The organism is Desulfuromonas sp. KJ2020, assembly GCF_024197615.1.
In the GTDB taxonomy this organism is placed as follows: Bacteria; Desulfobacterota; Desulfuromonadia; order Desulfuromonadales; family SZUA-540; genus SZUA-540.
The window spans coordinates 642101-659750 of the sequence record NZ_JAKUKE010000001.1 but is presented as its reverse complement, the minus strand read 5'-3'; the positions used below and the strand labels follow the sequence as shown (position 1 = coordinate 659750).

Sequence of the window (17650 nt, the reverse complement as noted above, 5' to 3'; positions counted from 1 at the left end):
TTTGCCGGAAAACATCACGTGAAGCTCTCCTTTTACGTTGGATTGCTTGGTTAACACAGTGTTTGCGGAAAGTCAATGCTTTCCTGCATCAGACAGGGAGGACGGCCGTCTGTGGCCATCAGAAGCTTCTTCTCTTACGGGAGAGTTTTCCGACCAGCCAGCCGATCAGAAAAACCCCGCCGCCGGCCAGGAACCACTGGATCATGCCGGTGGTCAGCAGCTTCTTGTTTTCCTGACGGATCGTCTCGATCTCGGTGTTTAGACGGGCGTTATCCTCTTCCAGCTGGTTACGGGCGTTGGTGATGTTGACGACTTCGCGCGAGTTGGCCAAGAGCGTGTCGTAGCGCTCGGTAGCCTCCTGGAGTTCGCGGCGGGTCTGGTCGAGGGCGGTTTGCAGCTCGGTCACCTGCTGTTCCGTGGTCCGGCTTTCTTCTGCCAGGGTTGCCTGGATATTCTGAAGCTCGTTTATGGCGGCTTCACGGGCTTTTTGCGCCGCGGCAAGCTTCTGCTGGAGCCCGGCCAGCTCTTTTTGCAGCCGAGCGATGATCAGGGGTTTAGGCAGCTCGCTGGTAACATATTGACTTAGAACATAGCCTTTTTCCCCGCTCGGAATCCGTACTTGGAGATAGCGCCCCTCCTCGGCGAGGATTTCCAGGGGAGTGTCCGTGCGCATCGTGGCGATTACCTCGGCCTGATCCGCCGGCTGCTGGCGCAGGGTGACAACGAGCTGATCGGACACGTAGCGGGTTTCCGCCGCTGCCGCCAGGGGCAGGGTCAGTAGAACAAGAAAAGCCATTACGGCCACATTACGTACATACGGCATAGAACTTTCCTCCTTGGCTCTGAGTCGCCGGCATTGGGCGCCGGCACGCAAAAAACCCCCATAGACTAGCTGTCCGGGGGATTTTTTGCAACCTCTTAAAAATACGGTGAATCAGGGTGGGCGAGGGTCTTTGGGGAAACGGGCGGGGCACCAGTGAGGCGGAACGGGGCGAAGAGGAGCTTGCCGCTCCTCTTCGCCGAAACAACTTACAGCAGGTCGGTCTTTTTCAGCAGCCATTCAGCTCCTTTATAGGAGACCAGAATAACGGCAAACCAGCCGATAACGAGTACAGTAATCATGACGATATCCTCCTAGTAAAGGTCTTCGGCTTCTTCGCCCTGCAGGTCATCCACGGTCAGTTTGCGGGCGTCCATCAGTCGCCAGACATAGGCAATGTAGGCCAGGACGAAGGGGACGGCGATTGCCACATAGCTCATGGCCGTCAGGGTGTAGTGACTACTGGAGGCGTTGGCGATGGTCAGACTGCTCTGCAGGTCAAATTTGGACGGGTAAAAAGCCGTGTGGTTGAAGCCGGCCAGGAAGAAGAGGGAAAGGCCGACAAAAACGGTCCCGGGTCCAGCCAGCCAGATGCCGCTGCGTCGCGGCGTGAAGCGGGTGAGGGCCACGGCGGCCACCACCAGAACCAAGCCTGCCAGCAGCAGGATCAACACCAGGGGCATGGCCAGCAGGTTGCTCAGGTATTTGCCGGCGACCAGCGCCACGGCCCCTGTCTGCGGCTCCACGGCATAGCCGCCCATGACGAGGAGACGGGCCAGAAAATACAGGAGGAACGGCAGGGCGCACAACAGATTGTTGAAGGCTGCTTTGCGCAGACGCTCCTCCAGGGAATCGTGGTGAATATGATTGAGCAGGTACATGGCGCCAAGAATGCGGGCTAAAAAGGCCAGGAAGATGCCGAGGGAGAGATTGAACAGGCTGAAGGCCGCTTCCAGGCCGCGCAGGGGATGCTGCCAGGTGACCGAGTTATAGGCGCTGAGCTGAAAATTGGAGCCGCTGAAAAAAGTGGCGACGGCGGCCCCGATCAGTAACAGACCGACGCTGCCGTTGATGAAGAGGAAGGCGTCGTAGGTTTTGGTTCCCAGCAGATTGCCTGGCTTACGACGGTATTCAAAGCTCACCGCCTGCACAATGAACGTAAAGAGGATGAGAATCCACACCCAGTAGGCGCCCCCGAAGCTGGTGGCGTAAAAGAGGGGAAAGGCGGCGAAAAAAGCGCCCCCGAAGAGCACCAGGGTGGTAAAGGTGAGTTCCCACTTGCGGCCGATGGAGTTGATGATCAGGGATTTCTCCTCTTCCGTCCTGGCGGCGGTGGCCAGCAGGGTCTGTCCTCCTTGTACGAAGGTCATGAACAGAAAGAGGGAGCCCACGGTGGCGACGATGATCCACCAGAGCTGCTGCAATTGGCTGTGCGCAAGATTTCCGAACATATTATTTCCCCTCCGGTCCGATGTGAATCTGCTTCAGCATGATGCGGATTTCGGCAATCAGCAGCAGGGTGAAAAGACCCAGGAACATGAAAAAGGTGGTCTGCACCGTTGCCGTGGTGAGATTGGAGGTGGCGACGTGCACCGGCAGCAACCCCTGGATGGCCCAGGGTTGACGGCCGACTTCCGCCACGATCCAGCCGGCTTCCTGAGCGATGTAGCCGAGGAAGAGGGAAACGACCCCTGCCATCAGCAGCCATTTCTGCTTGGCGATGGTGCCGCGATAGGTGAAGAAGAGGTAGGCCAGAAAGAGCAGAGGAAAGAAGGTGCCGAGCGCCACCATGATCCGGAAGCTGTAGAAATTGAGGGCCACGGGGGGGACGGCCTGCTCGGGGCTGCTGAGATAGCCGTAGCCGAGGTTGGCGCTGACGGCCTCGAAGCGGGAGAGTGCTGCGGCCGCGGTCGCCTCATCCCCGTTGCCCCGGGCGTTTTTGTAGAGGGCCAGCTGCTCGATGGCGGTTTTGCCCTCGATCATGCGCGCATTGACGCCGACGATGTTCTGCTCCGGGTTGCCGTAAACCAGGTCGTTGATGCCGGGGACGAAACTGTTGGGATCCCGGTTGGCCAGCAGGGAGAGCAGATAGGGGATCTTGATGGCGAAGATGTAGGGATCCTTGTCATCCCCCGGCTGCATGTCCGGTCGCAGCAGGCCGACCGCCGCCAGCGAACTCCCTTCCTCTCCCTGGTAAAGCCCTTCGATGGCGGCGAGTTTCATGGGCTGCACCTGGGCGGCCGTATAGGCCGTTTCGTCGCCGGTAAAGGCGACGTAGGCCGAGGAGATCAAGCCGAAGACCGCGGCAACCATAATGCTGCGTTTGGCCATTTCGATATGCCGGTTTTTGAGCAAAAACCAGCTGGAGATACTGACCACAAAAAGGGAAGCGAGCAGAAAGCCGGAACTGGTGGCGTGAGTGAAGTGGCCGATAGCGACGGGCGAGCCGAGGACTTCCCAGAAGTTCTCCATCTCGAAACGGGCGGTGTCGGGGTTGAACTTCATGCCGACGGGATTCTGCATCCAGCCGTTGGCCACCAGAATCCACAGGGCCGACAGGTTGGAGCCGACCGCCACCATCCAGGTGGAGAAGAGGTGAAATTTCTTCGAGACCCGGTCCCAGCCGAAAAACATGACGGCGAAAAAGGTCGCCTCGATGAAGAAGGCGAAAATGCCTTCGATGGCCAAGGGGGCGCCAAAGATGTCGCCGACCATCCAAGAGTAGTTGGACCAGTTGGTGCCGAACTCGAATTCGAGGATGATGCCAGTGGCAATGCCGATGGCGAAATTGACGGCGAAGAGCCGCATCCAGAATTTGGTGATGCGCTTCCACTGTTCATTGCCGGTCTTGACATAGAGACTCTCGAAAAAAGCCAGCAGAAAAGAGAGCCCCAAAGTCAAGGGGACAAAGATCCAGTGGAACATGGCGGTCAGGGCAAACTGCCCGCGCGCCCAGTTCACCATGGACATGTCGATTTGTTCCAGCACGGTAACCTCCCTGAAATAGAATTAATGGCCCTGGCTGCGTGTGAGATTTTCCAGGACATGGTTGGCCCGCTCGGCGTCGGTGTCGAAGCGGGTGTTGAGATAGTTGGGGAAAAAGAGCCATTTGACGATGGCGAACATGATGAAAAGCTTGAAGAGCATGAGCTTCCACAGGGTTTTACCCAGCACCATGGAGCGAAAGCCGTCCCGGTAGAATGCGTAGACGCGCCTGATAACCATGAAAACCTTCTCCTCTGGAGCGATTGTCGACGGACGACAGCATGAATTTTAACGGGTTCTCACCATATTGCCAGCGATAGCGCAGGGGAGATCTCGTTCGCCCGTCCAAATATAACCAAATTGGTCATAATTGTAGGCGGTCGAAATGGTTTGTCAAGTTTAATTTTTCGAAAGGGCTCAGGAGTCTTCCTTCGCCAAAGCCTGCCAGGTGTGTCGCTGCAGGAAGGATCCGGAAACGTTGGCTTCCATCTCGCGGTAGAGGGCCAGGGGCAGGGCCAGGCTGAGCAGGTTTTCGCCCAGCTGGTTGCGCACCTGCAGGCGGGCGGACAGATCGATAAGGCCGGCCACGGCCCGGGGACGTTGTCGCTGCGCTTCGCGGTAAGGGTAGATGCCGAGAGCCTGGCAGCCGGCGGCGAAGGGGATGAGCACGTTCTCGTTGTCGGGGCGGTCGTAGTTGGCGAGCACGGTCAAGGCGGCGAACTGGTCGGGATTGACGAAAAAGATGACGACTTCCGGTTTTTCGGTCTTTTCGTCGACGCTGTCCAGAGGCTTGAAGACGACGTAGGGTTTAGGGATCTCGGTGATGGGGAGGTTGTGGATGAAACTTTCCACGCGTTCGGGAGTTTTGCGGTAGCGTTCGCCGTGCAGGAAATTATCGTGGGCTTCAGGGCGCATGAAGGGTTTGAGCTGCTCGGCGGCCTTTCTTCCCTGCTCCCAGTTGGCGTTGCCCGAGGAGAGGAAGTGGCAGAAACAGTCTTTGCCGCCGGGAAAGTTGACGTACTGGTCGCCGAAACCCAGGCCGACCCCGCCACCGACACAGCCGAAGGTCTGACGGTCGCAAGCCCCGGCTTTTCCCCTGGCCGCCCCGGCCGCCAGCCACATGACACACCCCCACTTGCCGGGGCTGAACTGCACGGCCCCTTCAGGCTTGCTGTCGCTCCAGAGCAGGGCGACGGGCTGGTGCTGCAGATCGATGGCCTGGGCGATGCGGCTTTTCATAAGACCTCCTGACGGCTAGGCTCTCCGGCCGGGTCAGTCCTGAACCGAGAGAATGAACTGCGGGTGGATATAGAGCACGTAGTCGGGTACGAAAAAGGTGTAATACTTCATGGGCTGGTTGAGGTAGTCCATGACCCGGCCGAAGCCGGTGGGCATGTCGACGTAAATGTCGGCTTCAATTTCCTGCCGATCCAGGGTGCGGATACGAAGGTGGCGCCTGTGACCCAGCGTCATCAGCTCATCCAGTTCCGTGTCGGCTGATACGCGGACGATCATGATCTGCTGGCGGTTGACCAGGATGGTACCCGTGGATGTTTTGATGGGAAGAAAGAGAGATGTTTCCTGCAACAGGTCGATCACCTTTTGGGGCCCGCTGTGCCGCGCCCCGTAAAGGCTGAGAAAAACCTCGCCTTCAATGTGGCTGCCATCGGCCAGCAGCAGTTCGAGGTGGCGGGTGTTCTTGTCAATGCGGACGTCATCCATGGGTGGCTCCTTTTCCGGTGGGCAGTGGGAACTGGGCTTTATTGACGGCATAGCGATGGGCTTCCTCCACCGTGATGCGCTTTTCGGTCAGCAGTGTCTGCAGGGCCTGATCCATCAGTTGCATCCCCTCCCCTTTGCCGGTTTGTATGATGGAAGGGATCTGGAAAGTCTTTCCCTCGCGGATGAGGTTGGCGACGGCGGGGGTGACCGAGAGAATTTCCAGCGCAGCGCAGCGCTTGCCGTCGACGGTCTTGAGCAGCTGCTGGGCGATGACCCCCTTGAGAGATTCGCCGAGCATGGCGCGGATCTGCTCCTGCTGGTTGGTGGGGAAGACGTTGATGATGCGGTCGACGGTTTTGGCGGCGCTGTTGGTGTGCAGGGTGCCGAAGACGAGATGACCGGTCTCGGCCGCGGTAATGGCCAGTTCGATGGTCTCCAGATCGCGCATTTCGCCGACCAGAATGATGTCGGGATCCTCGCGCAGGGCCGCCTTGAGGGCCGCGGCGAAGGACTGGGTATGGCGGCGGACCTCACGCTGGTTGACCAGGCTCTGCTGACTGACGTGCACGAACTCGATGGGATCCTCAATGGTGAGGATATGCTCCTGTCGCGTGCGGTTGACGTGATCGATCATGGCCGCCAGGGTGGTGGACTTGCCGCTGCCGGTGGGGCCGGTAACCAGCACCAGACCCCGCTTGTACTGGGTGAACTTGAGGACGCCAGGGGGCAGTCCGAGCTGCTCGGCGGTGAGAATCTGGGTCGGGATCAGGCGGAAGACGGCGCTGATGCCGAGACGGCCGTAAAAGATATTGGCGCGAAAGCGTGACTGCAGGGCCGGTACCTCATAGGCGAAGTCGATGTCGAGATTCTCCTCGAAGCTCTGCCGTTGCTCCTCCGTCATGATTTCGTAGAGCAGCATCTTGTTCTGCTCATGGCTGAGGGGCTTGGGCATCACCGGCACCAGGTCGCCGGCAGCCCGCATCAGCGGCGGGTTGGTCGGAGACAGGTGCAGATCGGAGCCGCCCTTGTCCTTTAAGACCTTGAACAGGGTATCGATTTTCGCCATGGCAGGTTCTCCGTTGCGTAGAGTGGTGAGCCCCTTAGGCAACACATCAGAGAAGAGTCTATTAAAAAAGTGGGAAAAGGTCCAGAACGGGCAGTCGAAATTTTCAGAGAAAAAAAGCGGCGGCGTCCAGCAGCAGCCGGACGGCGAAAAGAAGCAGGAGGACGCCGAGCAGGCGCATGATAGCCAGGTAGGCGCGGCTCCCCAAAAAATCGCGGGAACGGCCGATCAGAACGGCCAAAAATATCTTGGAGCCGACCAGAAAAAAATAAAACCCGCCGAGAAACAGGCCAATGGCCAGCGGACCACTGTCTTTGGCCTGCAGGATAATGGGAGCGCCGACGGTGAACCAGAAAATGTAGGGATGCGGGCTGAGGATATTGATGAGGACCCCCTTGCGCAGGGAGGAAGAAGCCGGTTGGTTCAGGTCGATCTGGATGCCGGCCGTTTTGAGACTGTCCCAACCGAGATGGCCGACCAGGGCAGCGCCGGCGAGGGAGATGAGGCCAAGGATAAGGTCGTAGCGGGCGATTTCGGCCACGAGAAAAAAGCTGAGCAGGATGATGGGGGGGTCGGAAATCAGCGGGGCCAGGGCTGTGCGGATGCCGGCAGGGCTGCCGTGATGCAGACTTTCCCGCAGGACGAGAAAGAGCAGAGGACCGGGAGCGAAGCCGGCGGCCAACCCCAACAGGGTGCCCAGGGTAAGGTTGGTCAGCATCCGCACATTTCCCGTGGCGCTAAAAGGAGTAAGTCATCAGAAGATAAAAACCATGAACCGACGATGTTACTCGTGCAGCAGTTCGAAGGCGATGCCCTCGGCGGAAACACGAATGACCCGGGCCTTGAGAACGGGGCGTTCGAAGGCGCTCCCCGGATCGTGGATCTGCAGGCTCATAACCGTGCCGACGGCCGGTGGCGGCTCAAGGTCGACTTGCACCAGAGCGCCGCCGTCGCTGAAGTTCTGGGTGATGCCGAGGGTCGTGCGGCCCCCTTCGTCCATGACCTTGATGTCGACACTGAGATCGAATCGCTCGTGGTTGCGGCGCTCGCCCATCAGCCTGCCTCCCCCACCGGACTTAAGGGTTCGTCGTTTGAAAGGGCTTGGCGACTGTTGGTGTTCCCGTGGCCTGGCTTGCCCACGTCGACGCTCAGGCGATTTCGACCCTGCTTTTTACTGAGATACATGAGCGCGTCAGCCCTCTGCACCAGACTCTCTATCGTATCCCCGGGAATGGCCAGGGTGCCACCGAGGGACAGAGTGACCTGCAGGTTCATATCGCCATATTCCAAGCTGGCCTTGGCCACCAGATGGCGGAAACGTTCGGCGATCTGCTGCATCCCCTCTCCGTCGACGTTGCGCAAAATGGCGACAAACTCTTCACCGCCCCAGCGGCCGACCAGGTCGAAAGAGCGGGCATTGATGCTCAGTGTTCTGGCCACCATCTGCAGCATCAGGTCGCCGGTGTTATGGCCGTAGGTGTCATTGATTTTCTTGAAGTGGTCGATATCCATAAAGACGAGGGCAAAAGGTATGTGGTAGCGCTTGAGTTCATCCAGGCGGGATTGCAGTTCCATCTTGAGATAGCGGCGGTTGGCCAGTTGGGTCAGGGTATCGAGCATAGCCAGCTTGGTCAGTTCGGCGACCTGCTGCATGATCGCTTTTTTGGGACTCGAATCGGAAAAGAGTTCTACGGCCCCGAGCAGTCGTCCGCCCAGGTCCTTTAAAGGCGAAATACGGATGGCTACAGGCACCCGGTGTCCTTTTTTGTGGTGCAGATAGAATTCGGCTTCCCGGTAGTTGGAGTCGTTCAGGGTCAGGGCCAGAGGACAGCCATTTTCACAGAGGTTGACCCCCGCGTCATCAACGTGCATGAGGATGTTGTCGGAGCAGCGTTTGCCGATAACTTCGCCTGCCGTGTAGCCGGTAATCAGCTCCGCCGCCCGGTTCCAGTAGGTGATGCGGCGATCGTGATCGACAAAGTAGACCCCGTCGTACAGGTTTTCGAGGATGGATTGATAATCGAGACCGCCATAGTTCATGAGTTCACCACCGCATCCACCGATTTTACTCTTTTTCAGTTAGATATTTTTATTTCTTATCACAGCGCCGGAAGCAAAAAAAGCTTTTAGTTAAAGGAAACAGATATTTTCAGCGTTTGCCGCCGCCGAACAAGGTACCCAGGACGCCACGGATGAGCTGACGGCCCACCTGGTTGCCGATGGTGCGGGCGGCGCTTTTCATAAAGGCCTCGCCCAGGCTCTGGCGGGCACGACCGGCCGGTTTGGACGGTGGCGTCGCCGCGGCTTCCACCTGCTGTCTTTCGGCGCGCTGCTTGAGAATTTCGTAGGCCGACTCGCGGTCGACCGGCGTATCGTAACGGCCCTTGAGGGGCGAGCGCTGCAGGCGCTCGCGGCGTTCTTCCTCGTTCAAAGGACCGATGCGCGATTCGGGCGGCCGGATGAGGGTGCGCTGAACCGGTAGCGGTGCCCCCTTGGCGCTGAGGGTGGAGACCAGGGCTTCGCCGGTGCCGAGGTCGGTGATGGCTTCCTCGGTATCGAAAGCCGGATTGTCGGCAAAGGTCTGGGCCACGGCGCGGATGACCTTGCGGTCGCGGGGGGTGAAGGCGCGCAGGGCATGCTGAATCTTCAGGCCCAGCTGGCCCAGAATGTCCTCGGGGATGTCGAGGGGGCTTTGGGTGATGAAGAAAATACCCACCCCCTTGGAGCGGATGAGACGGACGACCTGTTCGATCTTGTCGAGCAGGACTTTGGGGGCCTGGTCGAAGAGCAGGTGGGCTTCATCAAAAAAGAAGACCATCTTCGGCTTGTCAGCATCGCCCACCTCGGGCAGATTTTCAAAGAGTTCGGACAGCAGCCAAAGCAGAAAGGTGGTGTAGACGCGCGGCGCCTGGGCGTAGAGGCGGGTGGCGTCGAGCAGGCTGATGACGCCCTGCCCCGAAAAATCGGTCTGCATGAGGTCGGCGAGGACCAGGGCCGGTTCGCCGAAGAAGAGGTCGGCCCCCTGACTTTCCAGGACGAGAAGCTTGCGCTGGATGGCGCCGATACTGGCCGGCGAGAGATTGCCGTAGCCCTGGCGCAGGGTGCCGGCGTTCTCGGCCATCCAGCTGAGCAGGGCGCGCAGGTCCTTGAGGTCGAGCAAGAGCAGCCCTTCGTCGTCGGCAATCTTGAAGCCGGCATAGAGGACGCCGGCCTGGGTATCGTTAAGCTCCAGCAGGTTGCTCAGCAGCAACGGCCCCATCTCACTGAGGGTGGTGCGCACCGGCTGGCCCTTGTCGCCGTGGATATCCCAGAAAAGGGTAGGACAGGGGCGCAGTTGAAAGTTCTCGAGGGGAATCTGGGTCAGCCGCTCGTCGATTTTCGGGTGGGGCTGGCCGGCGGCGGCGAGGCCAGAGAGATCGCCCTTGATGTCAGCGGCAAAGACGGGCACTCCCAGGCGGGAGAAGCTCTCGGCCAGAATTTGCAGAGTGACGGTTTTGCCGGTGCCGGTGGCCCCGGTGATGAGGCCATGGCGGTTGCACATGGCGGCCAGTTGGCTGACAGGTTCGCCGGCGGCGGCGCCGATGGTGAACTTCAGGGGATCAGTCATAAAGGTCTCCCATGATTGAGGTAAAAGGGGTGGTCTCTTTCTTTGGGGCCACCAACTCCCGCGTCAGCGGCGCACCTGCACGCGGACTCCCTCGGCGACTTTGTCGCCGGGGTGCAGGATCACCCTCTCGGCGGCCTCCAGTCCGGCCAACACTTCGGTCTCCAACCCATTGCTCTGGCCGGTCGTGAGGGTGCGCAGGCGGGCGCGGTTGCCGTCCACGACGAAGACGGCCCACTGGCCTTCGCGGCGGAAGAGGGCGCCTGAAGGCACCTTCAGTACCTTATCCTTCTCCCAGACTATGATGCGGGCTTCGACGCGATAGCCGTCTCCCAGGGTGGGCCGGCTGTCTGGAGGAGCCTCCAGGTCGACGACGACGTCGACCCGCTGCTCCTCCACGCCCAGGGCGGAAACCTTGGTATAGGCCGCCGGTTCCACCAGGCGGACACGTCCTGTCAGCGCCTCCCCTCCCCCCCACTGTTCGAGCAAGACGCGCTGACCGGGCCGGATGCGCACGGCATCGCTGGAGAGGACATCGATGACGACTTCAAGATCTTTGGCGTTTCCCACTTCCACCAGGGGCGTGCCGGGGGTCACGACCGTGGCGCTTTCCTGCAGAACCCTCAGGACCTGCCCGTCGGCTGGCGCCAGCAGCGGGAAGGCGTCCTGCGGTTGGCCCGGCCTGAGTTCCTGCAGGCGCAGCAGGGCCGCGTTAGCCTGGGTCAGTTCGGCCCGGGCGATCTGCACGGCAAAAAGAGCGGCCCGATGGTCCTCGCGGGCCGTCTGCGAGGCATAGGAGGCGTCATCGAACTCCTGGCGGGAGATCATCTGCTGATCGAAGAGTTTCTGGCGCCGCTGGAGGTTGGCCTCCGCCTGCCGGCGGCGCTGATCCGCACTGTTCTGGTTGGCCAGACTGCGGCTCAAGGCCGCTTCCGCCGCTTTGACCCGGGCCTCACTCTGGGCGAGGGTCCGTTCATCGAGCAGGGCGGGAACCGCGGGTTCGACCAGGGCCAGCATCGTCTGGCCGGCCTCAACCGGATCGCCGGGATCGAGATCGATACGGAGAAGACGCCCAGCCAGAGGAGCGGCCAGGGTGTAGCGCTCTTTGACGCGGGTCTTGCCGTCCTCGTCGATGCTAATCTGCAGGGCGCCCTCGTTGGCCTCAACAATGTCAACCTCGACGGGACGGGGTACAAAGGCATAGGCGAAAAGCCCGCCGAGAATCAGGATAAGAAGGGCCAGCCAAAGGCGCCGGCGAATGGTCGGGGTCATGGGTCTACTCCCTGGCCTTGAGAACGGCAATGAGGTCGAGCCGGTCCAGTCTGCGCCGCACGACCAGTCCCGAAGCCACGGCCGCGAGGAGAATCACCAGGGCGGCGGTGCCGTAGGTGGACGGGTCGACCACGAGGGAAAACCGCAAGACCTCCGTCTGCAGCGCCCAGGTGGCCAAGGCGGCGAACCCAGTGCCGAGCACCAGCCCCAGGGGGATGGCAAGCAGGGTCAGCAAACCGGCCTCTCCCAGCAGCAGCCAGGAAATCTCGGTCCGGGTAAATCCGATCACCCGTAAGGTGGCGAGCTCACGGCTGCGTTCGGAAAGAGCCACACGCATACTATTGTATACCACTCCAAAGGCGATAATGCTGGCGAAAATCATGTTGAAAAGGCGCATGCGGAGCAGGTTTTCCGCCATGGTTTTCCGGAAACTCTCGAGGGCGCCCCGCTTGAGGGTGACTCCGGCCACCGCCGGGGTCTTTTTAAGGCGATGGTACAATTCTTCTTCAAAACGGCTGTCGACCAGGAGATTGGCGCCAGAAATGGAATCTTCCTCCCGCATCAGCTTCTGGAGGGTGCGCAGGCGCATATAGGCCGAGGTGCCGGTGTAGTCCTCGACCAAGGCTGCCACCGGGATCTGCCGTACCGGCCTGTTCCCTTCCAGCACGTCGACCCGCACCTTCTGCCCGGGAGCCACCTCCAGCAATTCGGCCAGGGCCGCTGAGAGGACCAGACCCTGTTCCGGTAGAAAAACGGGCTGGCCATCGCGATTGAGAGGGCGCAGCAGGCTGGCGTCGGGGGGCAGCCCGGTGATGGCCAGCAGTCGGGAGCGATGGCCGAAATTCAGGCGCACGGGGACGGTGCGCACCGGTTCGGCCCGGCGTACACCGGGCAGTTGGGCGAGAGCGGTCAGGGCGCGGCCATCGGCGGGCTCCACCAGAGTGACTGTCATGTCCTGTCTCTGCGCCTGAAAGAACTGAAAATCGATGAGGTTCTCGATAATATCTTCCGAAAAGCTGCCAAGGATCATAACGGCCACGGCCAGGGCGATGCCCAGGCAGGAGAACAGGGCCTTGAAAGGCCGGCGTTCGAGTTGCCTCAGGATCATCCGGGCGCCCTGGGTCAGAAATCGCTGCAAGCCCAGGCGTTCGACGACGGTGGGACGGAAGGCCGCCGGCGGCTCGGGGCGCATGGCTTCGGCTGGGGGCAGTTCCACCGCCTTTCGCACCGAGCCGTACACGCCGAGGGCGGCCGTGCCGCCGCTCACCAGCAGGGCGATCAGGGCCACCTCGAAGCCCAGGTGGTAGTCGAAAACGGGGAAACTGAAAAAGCGGGCATACATGCGTGTCATCCCTCGTCCGAACCAGGCCCCTGCCGCCGTTCCCAGAACGGCCCCGGCCACGGAGATGGCCAGGCCGAAGCGCAGGTAGTGCAGGCCGACTTCCAGACGGCTGTAGCCGAAGGCTTTCAGGGCGGCGATCTGTTCCCGCTGGATGCTGATCAGGCGGCTGAGCACCACGTTGATGAGGAAAGCCGCCACCGTCAGGAAAATGGTGGGTGGAATCAGCGCCATGCCACGCAGCTGGGTCATCTCGTTGGAGACCAGCTTGTGGGACATCTGATCCTCCCGGCCGTAGGCCCCCTGCCCCCCGTAGTCCGCCGTCGCCTCATCCAGCCGCTGCAGCACCTCCGCTTGAATGGCTCCCGGCTCCAGCGTGAGACTGACGTCGTTGAAGGCCCCTTCCAGGTCAAAGGCGGCGGCCAGGTCGTCATAGCCCATCCAAAAGACGCCAAAGCGTCGATCGTCGGGGATGAGTTCCCCGGGACGGATCTGATAGACATATTCGGGCGAGAGGGCAATTCCTACGATGTTCAATGCCTGCCGGCGGCCATTGAGGATCGCCTGCACCCGGTCGCCGGGCTTAAGCCCATGGGCCTCGGCGAAGCGCTGGTTGACCAGCACTTCCCCCCGCCGCTGGGGCGCGGGTAACCGGCCTTCCCGCAGGTGCAGACGGTTGAGTTGGGGCTGTCTGCCTGGGGGAAGGGAGATCAGCCGGCCAGTCGCCGGTTCACTCAGACCGGCGATGTCGAGAGTCACCTGGGCGACGACCCGGGTCTCCAGCCGGGCGACCCCCGGGATATGGGCCAGACGTGAGGCCAGGGCCTGCGGAGCGCGCTTGAGATGGGTGAAAACCTGGGCGAAGCCATACTGCTCGTAATAAGAGTCCAGAGTGCGTTCCAGCGATTGCAGGGTGGAGAGAGACATGACGAAAGTGGCGATGCCGCAGGCCATGACCAGGGCGATGGCCAGGGCCTGGCTTTTCATCTGCAGCAGATCGCGGCGTAGTTTTGTCTGTAAAATCCCCATGGTGATCACCATTGCAGGCGCTCGGCGGCGACGCGCTCCCGATTATGCTCTTCCTTTACGATACGGCCGTCGGAGAGGTGAACGATGCGGTCGGCCATGGACGCAATGACGGCGTTGTGGGTAATGACGGCGGTGGTAGTGCCGAGTTCCCGATTGACCTTTTCGATCACCTCCAGCACCAGGATGCCCGTTTTTACATCAAGCGCACCCGTCGGCTCGTCACACAGCAGCACCTCCGGCCGCTTGGCGATGGCCCTTGCGATGGCGACACGCTGCTGTTCTCCGCCGGACATCTGGGACGGAAAGTGATCCAGGCGCTCCCCCAGGTTCACCAGCTTCAAGGCTTCTTCGGGCGACATGGGATTCGCCGCGATTTCGGTGATGAGGGCCACGTTTTCCCGCGCGGTCAGACTGGGTATGAGATTGTAGAACTGAAAGACGAAACCGACGTGATCGCGTCGGTAACGGGTGAGAGCTTCATCATCGTAGGCGGTGAGATCATGGTCGCGGTAGCGCACCTGCCCGCTCGTCGGCACATCGAGGCCGCCCAGAATGTTGAGCAACGTCGACTTGCCGCTGCCCGAGGGGCCGAGCAGCACCACAAACTCCCCCTCGTGGAGATCGAAGTCGACCCCGCGCAGCGCCTGCACCTCCATCTCGCCCAAGGCATAGACTTTGGTCAGGTCGCGGGCTTCAAAGACCGGGGGAGGTGCGTCAGGGGCGGAATGGGCGGCAGGCACAGGCATCTCCTGTAGGGTTGAGGCTCTGCTTTCAACTATACCGCTGAAAGGCGGAGATGCATCCTGACAGGGAAAATGAGAATCTGCCTTGCAATGCCGCCGCCGGCGTCTAAGATTTTTTTCAGGGAGTGAACAAGACGACAAGGAGGTTCATCATGCCCACAAAGCAGGAGTCCTGTGTCAAGCCGGCCGGAGGTCCTGTCGCAGGCGCGAAGCCTGAAGCAGTTTCCCCGTCGGCCCAACCTATGGCAAAGGAGGAAGCCGTCATGACTGCACGTGTAGGCCGAGAGGCCCCGGATTTTGAGGCAACCGTATTTCAGGATGGCGGCTTCAGGAACATGAAGCTGTCCGATTCCCGGGGCAAGTGGATTGTCCTCTGCTTTTATCCCGGCGACTTCACCTTCGTCTGACCGACGGAGCTGACGGCAGTTGCCGTCAAATATCCCGAACTGAAAAAGCTGGGGGTCGAAGTCTTCGCGGCCAGCACCGACAGCCGTTTCAGCCACAAAATCTGGCAGGAAGAAGAGCTCAGCAAGATGGTCCCCGGCGGCGTGCCCTTCCCCCTCATCGCCGATGCCGGCGGTCTCATCGGCCGGGCCTACGGCGTCTATGAAGAACTGGCCGGCGTCGATATCCGCGGACGCTTTCTCATCGACCCCGATTTCGTCATCCGCGCCGCCGAAGTGCTGACCCCCGAGGTCGGCCGCAACGTCTCCGAACTGATCCGCCAGGTGCAGGCCTTTCAGCATGTGGCCAAGACCGGTGAGGTAACTCCTTCCGGCTGGCAGCCGGGCAAGCCTACCCTGAAGCCCGGTCCTGAACTGGCCGGCAAGGTGTGGAAGGAGTGGAAGCCGGATATGGCTTTCTAGCAGAAAAAAAGAGAACCAATAAAGAAAGAGGGGCCAGCTAGTTGCCGGCCCCTCTTTCTTTAACTTTTTCACCCAGCCGTGCAGGCCGGATTCAGGTTATGGCGTGGATGTGCGCTAGTAAGGTGGGATTGCAATGGTTCTTTCCACTCTCTCGAAACCGGATTCAATCAGCTCGCCATTTTCGTCATCTTCCTCATAGAAAAATCTGAGCATGTCGGCGCCATCGTCGTCGTAATTTTCTATAAACCAGATACGGAATTCTTCGTTCGTCGCACCAGAGGGAGTCAGGGTCAGTTGGCCTGTAGCTTCATCGTAAGCCCAGGCGCCGAAGACATTTCCATCAAGTGGGTGGCTCAGCATAAAGTCGTTATTGTCCCAAAGCTCCAGGGTTTCGAACTCTTCATTTTCATTGATAATATACGAGCCTGAAAAGGTAAGCCTGATATTATCGAGAGCTGTTTCACTGAAAAGAAGCGGCCGATTGAATTCGGTGTCGTCATCGTATTCGTCAGCCACTTCGTCATTGTCAGCGTCGGTCAGACTGACAACCGCCCCTTTGTCGTTGAGGAAATAGACGGTGTCGGTGGTGCCGTCATCATGCGTGACAGCCAGGCCGCCGTAGGTATCGGTGCCCCAGGTGATGAAGCTGGAGGCGGTGCCGTCAGGATAGTAGCGAAGGGTGCCAGTCGTCTCAGAACTCAGGTCAAGCCAGCCGCCGCACAGATTGTTTGTACATATCCCGTCATCGACAATAAATTGAGCACCGGACAGGGTTCCGGAATCCTGCTCGCGAATCTTGACCAGAGGCAAGGCCGTGGCCCCGCTCAGGCCATCCATAAGTTCCCCCCAGGCGCGGGCGTAGATGTGGCTGGACCAGTCCGCCACCAGGGTCATGTCGAAGGGTAGGCCGGTATATTCGAGATCGAGGACGCCAGCGGTGATGCTCCAGGGGATCGTCTGGGTTTCCGCGAGACCACTATCGTCGACTGGGCCGATGAGCTCCAGATTCCCATCGGCGGCAAAGCGGAACAGGCTGCCCAGGTAGAAGGCCTTGCCGGATAGAAGTCCATCAGCAAAGGCAAGTTCGCCGGTGCTGCCGACGCTGCCATCCTCCCGCAGGTAGAGGTGACCGATGTCGTTGGTCAGGGGGAAGGCGCCATCTGTGACCGCTTGGATCACGGCACCGTTTTGCGCGTTGTTCATGGCGAAATAGTTCAGGCCAAGCTCGCCCCCTTGAACCGCATTGACTTGGACTGTAAAGGCACCCAGATCGAAATAGCTGTCTTCATCCTCGATGTATTGACGGATGGCCTCCTGTTTCCACCAGGTGAAAATGGCGGGAATGGTGTCGGCCACATCGCGCATGGTGACGGCGGGAAAGTCATAGCCTGTGGGCAGGGCAGCAGTGATGCGCGCCATCGCTGACGGAGCGGTGGCATAATAGACCGCTTCGACTGCCGAAGTGAGCAGGTTTGCGCCAAACCAGGCGCCGCTGAATAAACCGCGTGCTTCCGCTTCCGTCAGGGTGCTACCAAGGCGTTCTGCCAGGTAGAATTCCATCAGGGCCCCGGCGTAGACATTGGCGCGCAGGCAGGCAATATCCGCATCCGTGACGTTCTCTGCGGTCAGCTGGTTGAGGCCGGTGTAGGGGTCAGCAAAAATATGCTCCTCCGAAAAGGTGGGGATGCCGGTGAGGGCAACTCCCAGAGGGGCAACAGTGCCGTTGTCGGTGACATCGGTCAGATAGTCGACAATTTCCGTCTCGCTGAGCCCCAGCGCGACCAGGGTGGTCAGCGGGGAGACCACGACAGTATCGACATCCGTCGCTCTTATGGTGCGGGCCAGCATGCCGGTATAGGGGATGCCCTGGTGGCTGCCGGGCTCATACAGAATGATGGTACGACCGGCGGGGATGGTGGTCGCAAAGGTAAACTGGCCGTTTTCGTCAGAAGACGAGGAGATCTGCTCCCCCTCGTCCCAGCGGCCGTTGCCGTTGGCGTCTTCAAAAAAGGAAGCGCCGACGATATAGGGATCGACAACGACGCCGCCGGTGACTGTAGCACCACCACCTCCGCCCCCGCCCCCGCTGCTGCCGCAGCCGGACATGGCCAGCGTGCCAACGAAGAGGGTTGCCAGCAGTGTTACCCACCTTGCCTTGAACATTACAGTACCTCCCGTGGTTAAAGGTTGTTTTGCCTCCTTAAAAA

General features: G+C 60.2%; 16 protein-coding genes. 1 reads left to right on the top strand and 15 read right to left on the bottom strand.

Annotated elements, in window-relative coordinates:
* Positions 1–118: 118 nt before the first annotated feature.
* From MJO47_RS03025 to MJO47_RS02960, 14 genes are all read right to left on the bottom strand, one after another.
* On the bottom strand, positions 119–823 hold the full coding sequence (locus MJO47_RS03025; RefSeq protein ID WP_253959641.1) for a TIGR04211 family SH3 domain-containing protein: 705 nt from the start codon (positions 821–823) through the stop codon (positions 119–121).
* 311 nt (positions 824–1134) lie between these two features.
* On the bottom strand, positions 1135–2271 hold the full coding sequence (cydB, locus tag MJO47_RS03020) for a cytochrome d ubiquinol oxidase subunit II (protein ID WP_253959640.1): 1137 nt from the start codon (positions 2269–2271) through the stop codon (positions 1135–1137).
* Position 2272: 1 nt separating this feature from the next.
* Positions 2273–3808: a cytochrome ubiquinol oxidase subunit I gene (locus MJO47_RS03015; RefSeq protein ID WP_253959639.1), complete on the bottom strand. Its 1536-nt coding sequence runs from the start codon at positions 3806–3808 to the stop codon at positions 2273–2275.
* Between the two features lie 21 nt (positions 3809–3829).
* Positions 3830–4045, bottom strand: a complete 216-nt coding sequence (locus tag MJO47_RS03010) for a DUF4492 domain-containing protein (RefSeq protein WP_253959638.1) — start codon at positions 4043–4045, stop codon at positions 3830–3832.
* 177 nt (positions 4046–4222) lie between these two features.
* Positions 4223–5044, bottom strand: coding sequence for a DUF169 domain-containing protein (locus MJO47_RS03005; protein ID WP_253959637.1), 822 nt, complete (start codon positions 5042–5044; stop codon positions 4223–4225).
* 33 nt (positions 5045–5077) lie between these two features.
* Entirely contained in the window at positions 5078–5527 is a 450-nt protein-coding gene (locus tag MJO47_RS03000; RefSeq protein ID WP_253959636.1) for a hypothetical protein, read from the bottom strand.
* A complete protein-coding gene (locus MJO47_RS02995) occupies positions 5520–6593 on the bottom strand; it encodes a type IV pilus twitching motility protein PilT (RefSeq protein ID WP_253959635.1) in 1074 nt (357 codons plus the stop codon). Before MJO47_RS02995 ends, MJO47_RS03000 begins: the two co-directional genes overlap by 8 nt.
* 103 nt (positions 6594–6696) lie before the next feature.
* Complete coding sequence (locus MJO47_RS02990) at positions 6697–7308, bottom strand: LysE family translocator (protein ID WP_253959634.1); 612 nt, start codon at positions 7306–7308, stop codon at positions 6697–6699.
* A 66-nt stretch (positions 7309–7374) separates the two neighbouring features.
* Positions 7375–7644, bottom strand: coding sequence for a PilZ domain-containing protein (locus tag MJO47_RS02985; protein WP_253959633.1), 270 nt, complete (start codon positions 7642–7644; stop codon positions 7375–7377).
* Positions 7644–8630: a sensor domain-containing diguanylate cyclase gene (locus MJO47_RS02980; protein ID WP_253959632.1), complete on the bottom strand. Its 987-nt coding sequence runs from the start codon at positions 8628–8630 to the stop codon at positions 7644–7646. The genes MJO47_RS02985 and MJO47_RS02980 overlap by 1 nt, the downstream gene beginning before the upstream one ends.
* 109 nt (positions 8631–8739) lie before the next feature.
* Complete coding sequence (locus MJO47_RS02975) at positions 8740–10197, bottom strand: helicase HerA-like domain-containing protein (protein WP_253959631.1); 1458 nt, start codon at positions 10195–10197, stop codon at positions 8740–8742.
* A 63-nt stretch (positions 10198–10260) separates the two neighbouring features.
* A complete protein-coding gene (locus tag MJO47_RS02970) occupies positions 10261–11466 on the bottom strand; it encodes an efflux RND transporter periplasmic adaptor subunit (RefSeq protein WP_253959630.1) in 1206 nt (401 codons plus the stop codon).
* A gap of 4 nt (positions 11467–11470) precedes the next feature.
* Positions 11471–13834, bottom strand: a complete 2364-nt coding sequence (locus MJO47_RS02965; RefSeq protein WP_253959629.1) for an ABC transporter permease — start codon at positions 13832–13834, stop codon at positions 11471–11473.
* A 5-nt stretch (positions 13835–13839) separates the two neighbouring features.
* Positions 13840–14580, bottom strand: coding sequence for an ABC transporter ATP-binding protein (locus MJO47_RS02960; protein ID WP_371926617.1), 741 nt, complete (start codon positions 14578–14580; stop codon positions 13840–13842).
* A gap of 149 nt (positions 14581–14729) precedes the next feature.
* Between MJO47_RS02960 and prxU the strand changes: the two genes are divergently transcribed.
* Entirely contained in the window at positions 14730–15443 is a 714-nt protein-coding gene (prxU, locus tag MJO47_RS02955; RefSeq protein ID WP_253959627.1) for a thioredoxin-dependent peroxiredoxin, read from the top strand.
* Between the two features lie 114 nt (positions 15444–15557).
* Here the strand turns inward: prxU and MJO47_RS02950 are convergent, their stop codons facing one another.
* Entirely contained in the window at positions 15558–17606 is a 2049-nt protein-coding gene (locus MJO47_RS02950; protein WP_253959626.1) for a hypothetical protein, read from the bottom strand.
* Positions 17607–17650 lie beyond the last annotated feature (44 nt).